Origin of the sequence: Lysobacter claricitrinus (genome assembly GCF_045866565.1) — a bacterium.
Lineage (GTDB): Bacteria > Pseudomonadota > Gammaproteobacteria > Xanthomonadales > Xanthomonadaceae > Cognatilysobacter > Cognatilysobacter claricitrinus.
On sequence record NZ_BAAFZV010000001.1, the window covers coordinates 68,170 to 80,236 of the forward strand.

General features: G+C 68.0%; 13 protein-coding genes. 2 read left to right on the forward strand and 11 right to left on the reverse strand.

The features are described 5' to 3' along the window. Positions 1–79 precede the first annotated feature (79 nt). Positions 80–739, forward strand: a complete 660-nt coding sequence (locus ACKTTN_RS00240; RefSeq protein WP_407907872.1) for a hypothetical protein — start codon at positions 80–82, stop codon at positions 737–739. A 195-nt stretch (positions 740–934) separates the two neighbouring features. Here ACKTTN_RS00240 and ACKTTN_RS00245 read toward each other — a convergent pair whose 3' ends face one another. From ACKTTN_RS00245 to ACKTTN_RS00295, 11 genes are all read right to left on the reverse strand, one after another. Then, the gene (locus ACKTTN_RS00245) at positions 935–2,236 is read right to left on the reverse strand and encodes a citrate synthase (RefSeq protein ID WP_407907873.1); all 1,302 of its coding nucleotides are present in this window, start codon (positions 2,234–2,236) and stop codon (positions 935–937) included. Between the two features lie 242 nt (positions 2,237–2,478). Further along, positions 2,479–2,724 carry a type B 50S ribosomal protein L31 gene (locus ACKTTN_RS00250; protein ID WP_027082033.1) on the reverse strand — a complete coding sequence of 82 codons (246 nt, stop codon included), beginning with the start codon at positions 2,722–2,724 and terminating at the stop codon, positions 2,479–2,481. Positions 2,725–2,817: 93 nt separating this feature from the next. Beyond that, positions 2,818–3,750, reverse strand: a complete 933-nt coding sequence (locus ACKTTN_RS00255) for a nucleoside hydrolase (RefSeq protein WP_407907874.1) — start codon at positions 3,748–3,750, stop codon at positions 2,818–2,820. Positions 3,751–3,780: 30 nt separating this feature from the next. After that, entirely contained in the window at positions 3,781–5,886 is a 2,106-nt protein-coding gene (gene recG / locus ACKTTN_RS00260; protein ID WP_407907875.1) for an ATP-dependent DNA helicase RecG, read from the reverse strand. Between the two features lie 3 nt (positions 5,887–5,889). Next, positions 5,890–6,270: a RidA family protein gene (locus ACKTTN_RS00265; protein WP_407907876.1), complete on the reverse strand. Its 381-nt coding sequence runs from the start codon at positions 6,268–6,270 to the stop codon at positions 5,890–5,892. A 103-nt stretch (positions 6,271–6,373) separates the two neighbouring features. Next, on the reverse strand, positions 6,374–6,577 hold the full coding sequence (locus tag ACKTTN_RS00270) for a hypothetical protein (RefSeq protein WP_407907877.1): 204 nt from the start codon (positions 6,575–6,577) through the stop codon (positions 6,374–6,376). A gap of 64 nt (positions 6,578–6,641) precedes the next feature. Then, entirely contained in the window at positions 6,642–6,905 is a 264-nt protein-coding gene (locus ACKTTN_RS00275) for a hypothetical protein (RefSeq protein ID WP_407907878.1), read from the reverse strand. A 1-nt stretch (position 6,906) separates the two neighbouring features. Beyond that, positions 6,907–9,096, reverse strand: a complete 2,190-nt coding sequence (locus ACKTTN_RS00280; protein ID WP_407907879.1) for a RelA/SpoT family protein — start codon at positions 9,094–9,096, stop codon at positions 6,907–6,909. Positions 9,097–9,249: 153 nt separating this feature from the next. Further along, the gene (gene rpoZ / locus ACKTTN_RS00285; protein WP_027082026.1) at positions 9,250–9,546 is read right to left on the reverse strand and encodes a DNA-directed RNA polymerase subunit omega; all 297 of its coding nucleotides are present in this window, start codon (positions 9,544–9,546) and stop codon (positions 9,250–9,252) included. A gap of 121 nt (positions 9,547–9,667) precedes the next feature. Next, positions 9,668–10,291, reverse strand: a complete 624-nt coding sequence (gene gmk, locus ACKTTN_RS00290; protein ID WP_407907880.1) for a guanylate kinase — start codon at positions 10,289–10,291, stop codon at positions 9,668–9,670. Positions 10,292–10,378: 87 nt separating this feature from the next. Beyond that, a complete protein-coding gene (locus ACKTTN_RS00295; protein WP_407908681.1) occupies positions 10,379–11,227 on the reverse strand; it encodes a YicC/YloC family endoribonuclease in 849 nt (282 codons plus the stop codon). Positions 11,228–11,311: 84 nt separating this feature from the next. On the opposite strand from ACKTTN_RS00295, the gene rph reads away from it, so the two are divergent. Next, the gene (rph, locus tag ACKTTN_RS00300; RefSeq protein ID WP_407907881.1) at positions 11,312–12,049 is read left to right on the forward strand and encodes a ribonuclease PH; all 738 of its coding nucleotides are present in this window, start codon (positions 11,312–11,314) and stop codon (positions 12,047–12,049) included. Positions 12,050–12,067 lie beyond the last annotated feature (18 nt).

The window sequence follows — 12,067 nt, forward strand, 5'->3', positions numbered from 1 at the left end:
GACATCGGCGTGCTAGCGTGAAGGTGCCGGCGCGTGCCGGCGGCGGTTTCATCGCCTTGCCTGCCCACGGAGCCCCGCCATGCGCCCTGCCCGTCAGCACGCTCACCTGCACGCACAGTCGCGACTTCGCGAACGGCGCGAACGCCTCGCCGGTGAAGCCGCCCGGCTGATGGCCGAGAGCGGCATCGCCGATTACCACCAGGCCAAGCTCAAGGCGGCCGAGCGCCTCGGCATCCACGACGATGCGTCGCTGCCACGCAATACCGAGATCGAAGCCGCGCTGCGCCAATACCAGCGCCTGTTCGTCCGCGACAGCGCGGGCGAACTGCGCCGTCGTCGCGAAGCCGCGTTGGAAGCGCTGCGGTTCTTCCGCGCGTTCGATCCCCGCCTCGTCGGCCCTGTGCTGGAAGGCACGGCCGATGCGCGCTCGCCGGTGATGCTGCACCTGCATGTCGACGACGCGGAGTCGGTGCACCGCTTCCTCGACGACAACGACGTGCCCGCGCAGTCGCGCAGCCGACGCGTTCGCCTGGATCGCCATCGCGACGAGGACTTCCCGGTCTGGGTGTTCAGCGCGGACGGGCTGCCCTTCGACGTGACCGTCCTGCCGCACGACGTGCTGCGGCAGGCGCCGCTGTCGCCCGTCGACGAAAAGCCGATGCGTCGCGCGAACGTGGCGCAGCTGAGGCAGATCGTCGCCGAGGCGGAGATCGACGATTTCGAGCGCGGGCTGGGCTGAGCGCTGCGCGCGCGTTGCGGTTCACTGTCCACTAGGGACGAACCGGACAGTGAAGAGCACGACCGTCGCCCATCGGCGGTCGATGCGCCATCGAGCGTGGTCATCGATATTTCAGGACGCACCGAAACGACGAAGCCGCGGGCATGCCGCGGACGTGCCGCGGCTTCGTGAGCTTCTACTGCGACGAACGCAGGATCAGCGCTTCGACACGTCCTTGTAGTCGCGCTGCACCGCGCCCGTGTAGATCTGGCGCGGACGACCGATCTTGTTCTCCGGATCCTCCTGCTGCTCCAGCCAGTGGCTGACCCAGCCCGCGGTGCGCGCGATCGCGAACATCACCGTGAACATCTCGACCGGAATACCGAGCGCCTTGTAGATCAGGCCCGAGTAGAAGTCGACGTTCGGATACAGCTTGCGCTGCACGAAATACTCGTCCTTCAGCGCGGCTTCTTCCAGCTTCAGCGCGACTTCGAGCAGCGGATCGTTGACGCCCAGCTGGCCGAGCACGTCGTGCGTCATCTTGCGCACCAGCGCGGCGCGCGGATCGTAATTCTTGTAGACGCGATGGCCGAAGCCCATCAGGCGGAAGCCCGAGTTCTTGTCCTTGGCCTTGTCGACCGCACTGCTGACGTTCTCGGGACGACCGATCTCGGCGAGCATCTTCAGCACCGCCTCGTTCGCACCACCGTGCGCCGGGCCCCACAACGCAGCGACGCCGCCGGCGATGCACGCGTACGGATTGGCGCCGGTCGAACCGATCAGGCGCACGGTCGACGTCGACGCGTTCTGCTCGTGGTCGGCGTGCAGGATGAAGAGCAGGTCCAGTGCCTTCGCGGCGACAGGATGCAGCTCCAGCGGCTCGGCCGGCACTTCCTTCATCATGTGCAGGAAGCGCGTGGTGTAGTCGAGCGAATTCTTCGGATACCGGATCGGCCAGCCGATCGAATAGCGATGGCAGGCGGCGGCGATCGTCGGCACCTTCGCGATCAGGCGGATCGCGGCGAGGCGGCGCTGCGCCGGGTCCTCGAGGTCGAGTTCGTTGTGATAGAAGCTCGCCATCGAGCCGAGCATGCCGACCAGCATCGCCATCGGATGCGCGTCGTGGCGGAAGCCGTAGAGGAACGTGCGGAAGGCCTCATGCATCATCGTGTGATGCGTGACCTCGTGTTCGAACTTGTCGAACTCCTGCGTGGTCGGCAGTTCGCCGTTCATCAGCAGGTAGGCGACTTCGAGGAAGTTCGACTTCTCGGCGAGCTGCTCGATCGGGTAGCCGCGATACAGCAGCACGCCGGCGTCGCCGTCGATGTACGTGATCGCCGACTTGCAGCTGGCGGTGGCGGTGAAGCCGGGGTCGTAGGTGAAGCAGCCGGTTTCCTTCGGCAGCTTGGCGATGTCGATGCACGGAGCGCCCAGGGTCGGGTGCTGCACAGGCAGGGTTACGTTGGCATCGCCGGCGGTCAGGGTGACCTGCTGCAGGCCGGATTTGGTGTCAGACACGGAGCGCTCCTGTGAGGCATGCGCGGTGTCGCCGCGCGAAGGAGAAAGGTCGTTAGCGGTCGCTTTGCAAGCCGCGGATTATCGCACATACGCCTGCGTCGGCTGGCTGTGCCGATCGTCCAATGGCGTGGTCTCGGCCACGTGACCCCGCCGGCAAAACGCGCGCATCGACGCCGGAAACGCCAACGGCCGCCCTGGGGCGGCCGTCAACGAATATCGGTGCGGGCGAACCCGCGACCGGATTACTTCTGGGCGTAACGCTTGCGGAACTTGTCCACGCGACCGCTGGTGTCCACGATCTTGTGCTTGCCCGTATAGAACGGGTGCGAGGCCGAGGAGATATCGACCTTCACGAGCGGGTACTCGTTGCCGTCTTCCCACTTGATCGATTCCTTGGAGGGGATCGTCGAACGGGTCAGGAACGAGAAATCGGTGGTGACGTCCTGGAAGATGACGTCGCGGTACTCGGGATGGATGCCGGCTTTCATGGCATTCACCAATCTAGATTCGGGGAGCCCGGCAGTATACGGGCCGCCCCGGCGCCGTGCAAGCCATGTGACGGGTCGACCGCCTGAACGCCGTCAGGCGCCCAGGGCTTCGCGCATGAGCCGCTCGAACCGACCCTGGTCGTAGCGCATCAAGATCCGGCAGTTGTCGGCCGCCCCGCCCTCGCGGCGCCAGTCGACTATGGTGGCGCCGCGTGTGTGGCGACCCTCCAGCTCGATCGCGACCGGCCTTTCGACCAGCTCCGTCGCGCCCTCGGGCTCCAGCGCGTACGCCATCGCCAGCGCGTCGGCCGCGTGCCAATGGTCGCCGCGACGATTGCTCGACCACGTGCGCGTCTGCTTCGAGATCGAATCGTAGAAGCGCGCCTTCGGGTGGTTGGCCTGCATCCAGCGCTCGGCCTCGTCGTGCGAGAAGCCGTGCGCGACGGTCGCCTCCCAGTCGGAGAGGTCGATATGCGGAAACGCCTCGAACACGATCTTCGCGGCTTCCGGGTCGAACGCGATGTTGAACTCGGCGGCGGGCGTGATGTTGCCGTGCGCGGTGACGGCGCCGCCCATCACGACGAAGCGCGCGATGCGCGACGGCAGCGTGGGATCAAGCTTCAGCGCCAGCGCGATGTTCGTCAGCGGACCGAGCGCGACGAGCAGGAGTCTGCCCGCGTGCTCGTGCGACAACCGCAGGATCGCGAGCGCGGCGTGCTCGGACTCGGCTTGCTTCGCGGCCTTCGTGTAGCCCGTGTCGCCGAAGCCGTCGCGACCGTGCACGTACGCGGCGTCGCGCGCGGGATGCAGCAGCGGCGATGCGCAGCCGGCGAACACTGGCACGTCGACCTTCGCGACTTCGCAGAGCTTGAGCGCGTTGGCGACGGTGTGTTCGAGGCCGACGTTGCCGGCCGCGATCGTCAGACCGACGACGTCGTGGCGCGGATCGTTGAAAGCCATCAACAGGGCCAGCGCGTCGTCCACGCCGGGGTCGGTATCGATGAGGAGCGGGATGCGTTCGTTCATCGACCGATTATGCGCGAAGCACGCGGGACATCACGCCGAGGCGTAGCGGACGGCACCGCCGACCCAGCGCGCGACCACGCGCGCCGCCAGTTCCGGCGCGTGATCGGCGATGCGTTCGCCGAGTTCGTGCACGCGCGGCAGCAGGTCCGCATCGCGCGTGAGGTCGGCGACCCGGAATTCGGCGAGGCCGGTCTGCCGCGTGCCCAGCAGTTCGCCGGGGCCGCGCAGTTGCAGGTCGCGCTCGGCGATTACGAAACCATCGTTGGTCTCGCGCATGGTCGACAGACGTTCGCGCGCCATCTGCGACAGCGGCGGCTGATACAGCAGCACGCAGCTCGACGCCGCGCTGCCGCGCCCTACCCGCCCGCGCAACTGGTGCAGCTGCGAGAGGCCAAGGCGTTCGGCGTTCTCGATGATCATCAACGATGCATTCGGAACGTCGACGCCGACTTCGATCACGGTGGTCGCGACCAGCAGATCGGTCTCGCCATTCTTGAAGGCAAGCATCGCGGCCTGCTTCTCCGCGGGACGCATGCGACCGTGCACGAGTCCGAGCCGCAGTTCGGGCAGCTGCGCCGTGAGTTCGTCGAACGTGGTCTGCGCGGCCTTGGCGACCACTTCGTCGCTCTCGTCGATCAGCGTGCAGACCCAGTACGCCTGACGGCCTTCCGCGCATGCGCGACGGATGCGTTCGACCAGTTCGGGGCGACGGTCGGATCCGAGCACGACCGTCGTGACCGGCGTGCGGCCCGGCGGTAATTCGTCGATGGTGGAGACATCCAAGTCGGCATACGCGGCCATCGCGAGCGTGCGCGGGATCGGCGTCGCGGTCATGACGAGCTGGTGCGGCACGGTGCCGTGCGCGAGCGAGCCCTTGTCGACCAGCGCGAGTCGCTGGTGCACGCCGAAGCGATGCTGCTCGTCGACGATGGCGAGCGCGAGGTCGTGGAACGCGACGCCTTCCTGCATCAATGCGTGCGTGCCGACGACGACCTGCGCCTCGCCGGAGGCTACGTCGGCCAGCACCTTCGCACGCGCCTTGCCGGTGACCTTGCCGGCGAGCCAGGTGACACGCACGCCGAGCGGTTCCAGCCAACCGCGCAGGTTGTTGAGGTGCTGCTCGGCCAGCAGTTCGGTCGGCGCCATCAGTGCGGCCTGCTTGCGACCGCCGACGGCGAGCAATGCCGCCATCGCGGCTACGACGGTCTTGCCCGAGCCGACGTCGCCCTGCACGAGGCGAAGCATCGGTACCGGCTCCGCGAGGTCAACGGCGACTTCGGCGAACACGCGCGACTGCGCGCCGGTCAGAGCGAACGGAAGTCCATCGCGCAGACGATTGGCCACGCGGCCATCAGCGAGTGCGGGCGCGACGTGTGCGCGATGCGCGCGGCGCTGGCCGCGCAGGCTCAGGTGATGCGCGAGCAGCTCTTCGAGCGCGAGACGACGCTGCGCGGGATGCCGACCCGACAGGAGGGCGGCGATGTCGTCGTCGGCCGACGGGCGATGCACCGTCATCAACGCGTGTCGCAACGACGGCAGGCCGAGATCGGCCCACCACGCGGTGGGCAACAGCTCCAGCGCGTCGTCGGGCGGCAGGCGTTCGATCGCGAGGCCGATCAGGCGACGCAATGTCGCCGGCGCAACGCTCTCGATCTGCGGATAAACAGGATCGAGCGCACTGCCGAGCACTTCGTCCGCCTCGACGACGCGATAGCTCGGATGCACGATTTCCAGTCCCTGCGGGCCCAGCCGCGGTGTTCCGTAGCAACGCAGGCGCGTACCCGGTTGGAACTGTGCAACCTGCGTGGCGCGGAAGTGGAAGAACCGCAGTATGAGCGTGGCGTGCGAGTCGTCGGAGATCGCCACGCGCAGCATCGGGCGATAGCGGAAACCCTTCTCGACCGCTTCGACCACGCCCTCGACCTGCGCGGCGGCGCCGGGCTGCAGGTCGCGGATCGCGACGATCTTCGTGCGGTCCTCGTAACCGCGCGGCAACTGCAGCCACAGGTCCTGCAACGTGGCAAGCCCGCGCGAGGCGAGCTTCTCCGCAAGCGCGGGCCCACAGCCGCGCAGCGACGTCAGCGGCGCATCGCCGGCCGGCGCGAGGGCTGGCGTCGGTCGCGCCGCGCGGGCCATCGATCAGCCGAGGACGAGGATCGCGTCGACCTCGAAGTGCGCGCCCTTCGGCAGGCCCGACACCTGGATCGTGGAGCGCGCCGGGTACGGCGCCTGGAAGTAGTCGGCCATCACCGCGTTCACCGCGGCGAAGTCGGCGAGGTCGGTGAGGTACAGCCCGAGCCGGACGACGCCGTCGAGCGATCCACCCGCGGCTTCGCAGACCGCGCGCAGGTTGTCGAACGCACGCCGCGCCTGCGTCGCGATATCGCCGCTGACGAGCTCGCCGGTGGCGGGATCGAGCGGGATCTGGCCGGAGAGGAACACGGTGTCGCCGGCACGCACGGCCTGCGAATACGGGCCGATGGCGGCGGGGGCACGGTCGGTATGGATCGGCTGGCGCATGGCGATGAGGTCGAAGGGACGTGCGCGGAATGGTACGCGGTGATGCGGCATCGATTGTCGCGGGTCGCGTCGCATGGCGCGCGACGCGGCCGCCCGGCTGTTGCTAGACGCGCACCACCCACGGAATGACCGCGATCACCACGCCGACCAGCGCGAGCAGCAGGACGCTCGAAATGAAGTACGGCACCACCATCAGTGCGATGCCGCACAGCAGCGGCACGCCGGCGCCCTGTTTGCGACCGTACACGGCATAGCCGGCACCCACGGAGCTCAGCAGCACGCCGAGCAGCAAAATCGATGTATTCACGGACAGGCGCCGCCTGGCGACGCGTGACGCCGCCGCACGTCGCACGTGGAAGACCGTGCGCGGCTCATGCGCCCCGCGCGCGCACCGCGTCCATCAACGCGACGAACGCCGGTGATACCGACGCCCATGCGTCGCGGTCGTCGCCGAACAGCCGCGCCAGCATCTTCAACGATGCCACCGCGGTTTCGGTGGGCAATTGCGCGGCCTGCACCAAACGATCCGCGAGTTGCTCGAGTTCATCGGTTTCCAGGCCGACCAGCGTCGCGTTCGCTGCGCGCTGGCGCACTTCGAGGGCCGCCTGACCCAGCAGTTGCGGGATCGTCGACACGTCAGATGCGCTGCACGCCGAGCGCGACCGTCAACTTGCGAACCTTGCGCATGACATCGGCGAGGTGGCGGCGGTCGCTCACTTCGATGCCGAAGCGCAGCACGGCAACGTTGGCGTCGCGCTCGATGTATTCCACGCGGTCGATGTTCGCCTTGGCCTCCGCAATCGCCGCGGCGATCTGCGCGAGCGCGCCCGGGCGGTTGTCGACTTCGATCTTGAGCGCGGCATGGAAATCACCGTGCACTTCGCGATCCCAGCCGATCGGCACCCAGCGATCCGGCGACTTGCGGTAGTCGACGACGTTCGGGCAGTCCAGACGATGCACGACGATGCCGCGACCGGCCGTGTGGTAGCCCATGATTTCATCGCCGGGCACCGGCAGGCAGCAGCTTGCGAACGAGATGACGCCCTTTTCGTTGCCGGTGATCAGGATCTTGTCCTGCACGCCGTCGATCAGGTCTTCCGCGCGGCGCTTGAGGTTCGCGCCGCGCTCGCGTACCAGTGCGAGCGCCACCTGCGACGGCATGCGATTGCCGAGCGCGATGTCGGCCAACAGTGCTTCGAGGCGCGGATAGCGGTTCTCGCCGAGGTACGCCTCGAGGCGGATCGCCGGCACACGCTCGAGCGAGGTGTCGAGCGCTTCGAGCGCGCGGTCGAGCATGCGATGGCCGATCTGAACCGCGTCCTCGTGCTCGAGCTGCTTGAGCTGCTGGCGGATCGCGGTGCGCGCCTTGCCGGTGACCACGAACTCCAGCCACTGCGGCTTCGGCGTCGCCGAGCGCGCGGTGATGATGTCGATGCGCTGGCCGCTCGCAAGCTTGGTGCGCAACGGAACAAGCTTGCCGTCCACGCGCGCCGCGACCGCCGTCTTGCCGATGTCGGTGTGCACGGCGAACGCGAAGTCGAGCGCGGTGGAATTGCGCGGCAGCGACAGGATGTCGCCCTTCGGCGTGAACACGTAAACCTCGTCGGGGAACAGGTCGACCTTGACGTTCTCGAGGAACTCGAGCGACGAACCGGCCGAACGCTGCGATTCGACGAGATTGCTGATCCAGTGATGCGCGCGGCTCTGCGCGCCGTTGAACCCGTCGCCACCGAACTTGTACGACCAGTGCGCCGCGATGCCGCGCTCGGCGACGAGGTCCATCTCCTCGGTTCGGATCTGCACTTCGACGGGCGAGCCGTAGGGCCCGAACAGCACCGTATGCAGCGACTGGTAGCCGTTCGCCTTGGGAATCGCGATGAAATCGCGGAAGCGCGAATCGAGCGGCTTGTAGACGCTATGCGACACGCCGAGCGCGCGGTAGCAGTCGCCGACGTTGCGCACCACCACGCGGAATCCGAAGACGTCCATCACCTGGCGGAAGCTCTTATGTTCCGTGCGCATCTTCGTGTAGATGCTCCACGGCGACTTCACCCGGCTCACCAGCCGGTGAATGAGTTTTTCCTTCGCGAGCTTCTGGGCAAGGTTCGCTTCGATCTGGGCGAGCAGCTCGCGCCGCATCACCGGCTGCGTGCGGATGCGCTTGGCGATGACCGCGTGCCGCCACGGATGCAGGCCGCGGAAGCCGTGGTCCTGCAGCTCGGCCTTGAACAGGTTCATGCCGAGGCGCTGCGCGATCGGCGCGTAGATCTCCAGCGTCTCGCGCGCGATGCGCTGGCGCGATTCCGGGCTCTGCGCGCCGAGCGTGCGCATGTTGTGCAGGCGGTCGGCGAGCTTGATCAGGATGACGCGCAGGTCGCGCGACATCGCCAGCAGCATCTTGCGGAAGCTTTCGGCGGCGGCTTCCTGGCGGTCGCGGAACTGAAGCTTGTCGAGCTTGGTGACGCCGTCGACGAGCTCGGCGACGGTGGGCCCGAACTCTTCGGTCAGCTGCTCGTGACTGAGCTCGGTGTCTTCCAGCGTGTCGTGCAGGATGGCCGCGATCAGCGTCTCGACATCGAGCCCCTGTTCGGCCAGCACCTTGGCCACCGCGACTGGATGGGTGATGTAGGGCTCGCCGGATTTGCGGGTCTGGCCGGCATGCGCGGCGGCGCCGAGACGCCAGGCCTTGCGCAGCTGCGCGCGCTGTTCGTCGCTCAGGTACGCGGCCGCGCGCTCCAGCTCGAGGACGTACTCCGGCACCTCGTCGGTGGATACCGGCGGAGGCGCGACGGTCTTCGGGCTGGTGACGCGATCGAACGAACTCATTACGACCGACTATACGTCCGCGTCCCGACCACGCAACGTTTTCAGCGGCAGCGTCCGGCCGCCGGTTCGTCGCGAGCCATGAAGCGTGACGAGGCTCAGAAACGACAAACCCCGCCGAGGCGGGGTCTGTTCATCACGCGACGATCGAACTGATCAGTCGTCGCCCTTCGACAGGTCGTCGTCGGCGACCACTTCCGCGGCGGCCCACTCCAGCGCCTCGCGCTCCTTGCGCTCGCGCTCGGCCTTCTCGACCGCGTCGATGTATTCGTTGTCGATGCGGCGCGCGGCGATCTCGCGCAGCGCCAGCACGGTCGGCTTGTCGTTCGCTTCGTTCTCGAGCTGGGCGTCGACGCCGGCGGCGAGCTGGCGGGCGCGCTTGGAGGCCATCATGACGAGCTCGAAGCGGTTGTCGACGACCTGCAGGCAGTCTTCTACGGTGATGCGGGCCATGGGGCTCCCGGCGGCCGGACGGCACGCCACGTGATGCGAAAGGGGGTCGCAGTGTAGGGCCGGCCTGTCGAGGAGGCAAGCCTTTCCTTTGGAATCAGTCAGTTAGCCGGCGACCGGCCGCTCAGGACGGGTCGTCGACCAGCAGCGCGGTGATCAGACGCGAATGCCGCGCGACCTGCGGGTCGCGGCGCAGGCGGCTCGCGGTGAAGATCGCGCACATCTCCGACACCGCGGTCTCGAAGTCCTCGTTCACGACGAGGTAGTCGAACTCGCCGTAGTGACTCATCTCGTCACGGGCGGCGGCGAGACGCTGCGCGATCACGTCTTCGCTGTCCTGCCCGCGCTTGCGCATGCGCTCGTCCAGCGCGGCACGCGACGGCGGCAGGATGAAGACGGAAATCGCGTCCGGCACCTTGGCGCGGACCTGGCGGGCGCCCTGCCAGTCGATCTCGAGCAGGACGTCGCGGCCCGCGTTGAGCTGCGGCTCGACCGACTGCCGCGCCGTGCCCTTCCAGTCGCCGTGCACGCGGGCATGCTCGAAGAAGTCGCCGGCCGCGACCATCGCCTGGAACTCCTCGGCGGTGACGAAGTGGTAGTGCTCGGCGTGGCGTTCACCCGGCCGCGGCGCGCGCGAGGTGAACGAGATCGACAGCGAGATGTTCGGGTCGCGGGCGAGCACCGCGTTGACGATGCTCGATTTGCCCGCGCCCGAGGGTGCCGCGACGATGAAGAGGGTTCCGCGCATGGGCCGGTTCTGGTCTGCGGGTGTCGGCGGGGCCGGGCTGCCGAATCCTACCCGCTCCTGCGGAGCGGCGGTCCGGACGGGCCGTGGCTATTCGATGTTCTGGACCTGCTCGCGGATCTGGTCGATCAGCACCTTGAGGTCGATCGCGGCCGCCGAGGTGCGGCTGTCGACCGACTTGCTGCCCAGCGTGTTCGCCTCGCGGTTGAACTCCTGCAGCAGGAAGTCGAGCCGGCGACCGACGGCTTCCTTCAGCTTCAACACGCGACGCGCTTCCGACAGGTGGGCGTCCAGGCGGTCCAGCTCCTCGTCGACGTCGAGCTTCTGCAGCGCGAGCACCAGTTCCTGTTCGAGACGACCGGGGTCGACCGGCGTCGGCAGGTCGGCCAGGCGCGCTTCCAACCGCGTGCGCTGCCCTTCGCGGATCGCCGGGATGCATTCGCGGACGACTTCGCGGATGGCCGCGATGCCGTCGATGCGTTCGGTGATCGCCTGCGCGAGCTTGGCGCCTTCGCGTTCGCGCGAGGCGACGAATTCGTCGAGCGTGCGATCGAGCAGCCCCAGTGCGTCGGCATGCAGTGCGACGGGATCGATGCCCTCGCCCTTCACCACGCCGGGGATCTGCAGCAGCTGCGAGAAATCGGTGCGCAGGCCCGGGAAGTCGGTTTCGAGTTCGCGCGACAGGCGCGCGAGCTCGGCCAGGCGGTCGCGATTGACCTGCAACGCCCCGCCGCCGTCTGCAGCACGCAGGCGGAAACTGACGTCGACCTTGCCGCGGCTGATTCGCGCGCCGATGCGTTCGCGCAGGGCGGGCTCGAGCGCGCGCAGCTCGTCGGGCAGTCGCGTGGCGATCTCGAGGAAACGGTGGTTCACCGAGCGCAGTTCGCAGGCGAGCGTGCCCCACGGCGTGATGGATTCGCCGCTCGCGAAGGCGGTCATGCTGCGGATGGACATGCGGTTCGCTGCCGGTACTGCGGGGCGTGGATGGTACGCTCACGCGCCGTCGCCCGGATATCGCCGCCCATGAGCGCGACCGCTCCTTTCGCCCGTCCATCCGGGCGCGCGCCCGATGCACTGCGCCCCATCCGCATCACCCGCGGGTTCACCAAACATGCCGAAGGCTCGGTGCTGATCGAGTTCGGCGAGACGCGCGTGCTGTGCACCGCGACGGTCGAATCGAAGGTGCCGGGCTTCCTGCGCGGCAAGGGCGAAGGCTGGGTCACGGCCGAGTACGGCATGCTCCCGCGCTCGACCAACACCCGCAACGACCGCGAGGCCTCGCGCGGCAAGCAGGGCGGGCGCACGCTCGAGATCCAGCGACTGATCGGCCGCTCGCTGCGCGCCTGCGTCGACCGGCGCGCACTCGGCGAACGCACGATCACGCTCGACTGCGACGTGCTCCAGGCCGATGGCGGCACGCGCACCGCGGCGATCACCGGCGCCTATGTCGCGCTGGTCGATGCCGCGCAGTGGCTGCTCGCGCGCGGCGAGATCAAGCGCGATCCGGTCGTCGGCGCGGTGGCCGCCGTGTCGGTCGGGGTGTATCGCGGCGTGCCGGTTCTCGACCTCGACTACGCAGAGGACAGCGACTGCGACACCGACATGAATGTCGTGATGAACGACGGCGGTGGTTTCATCGAGTTGCAGGGCACGGCGGAAGGCCACGCGTTCCGGCGCGACGAGCTCAACGCGCTCACCGACCTGGCCGAGCGCGGAATCGCGCAGCTCGTCGCATTCCAGCGCGAGGCGTTGGGTCGCTGATCCACCCGGCGTACACCC

Coding starts and splice junctions, on each gene's coding strand:
- ACKTTN_RS00265 (WP_407907876.1), bottom strand. CDS start 6,270: ATGCGCCAGCCGATCCATACCGACCGTGCCCCCGCCGCCATCGGCCCG.
- rpoZ (WP_027082026.1), bottom strand. CDS start 9,546: ATGGCCCGCATCACCGTAGAAGACTGCCTGCAGGTCGTCGACAACCGC.
- ACKTTN_RS00255 (WP_407907874.1), bottom strand. CDS start 3,750: ATGAACGAACGCATCCCGCTCCTCATCGATACCGACCCCGGCGTGGAC.
- rph (WP_407907881.1), top strand. CDS start 11,312: ATGAGCGCGACCGCTCCTTTCGCCCGTCCATCCGGGCGCGCGCCCGAT.
- ACKTTN_RS00250 (WP_027082033.1), bottom strand. CDS start 2,724: ATGAAAGCCGGCATCCATCCCGAGTACCGCGACGTCATCTTCCAGGAC.
- gmk (WP_407907880.1), bottom strand. CDS start 10,291: ATGCGCGGAACCCTCTTCATCGTCGCGGCACCCTCGGGCGCGGGCAAA.
- ACKTTN_RS00295 (WP_407908681.1), bottom strand. CDS start 11,227: ATGACCGCCTTCGCGAGCGGCGAATCCATCACGCCGTGGGGCACGCTC.
- recG (WP_407907875.1), bottom strand. CDS start 5,886: ATGGCCCGCGCGGCGCGACCGACGCCAGCCCTCGCGCCGGCCGGCGAT.
- ACKTTN_RS00280 (WP_407907879.1), bottom strand. CDS start 9,096: ATGAGTTCGTTCGATCGCGTCACCAGCCCGAAGACCGTCGCGCCTCCG.
- ACKTTN_RS00240 (WP_407907872.1), top strand. CDS start 80: ATGCGCCCTGCCCGTCAGCACGCTCACCTGCACGCACAGTCGCGACTT.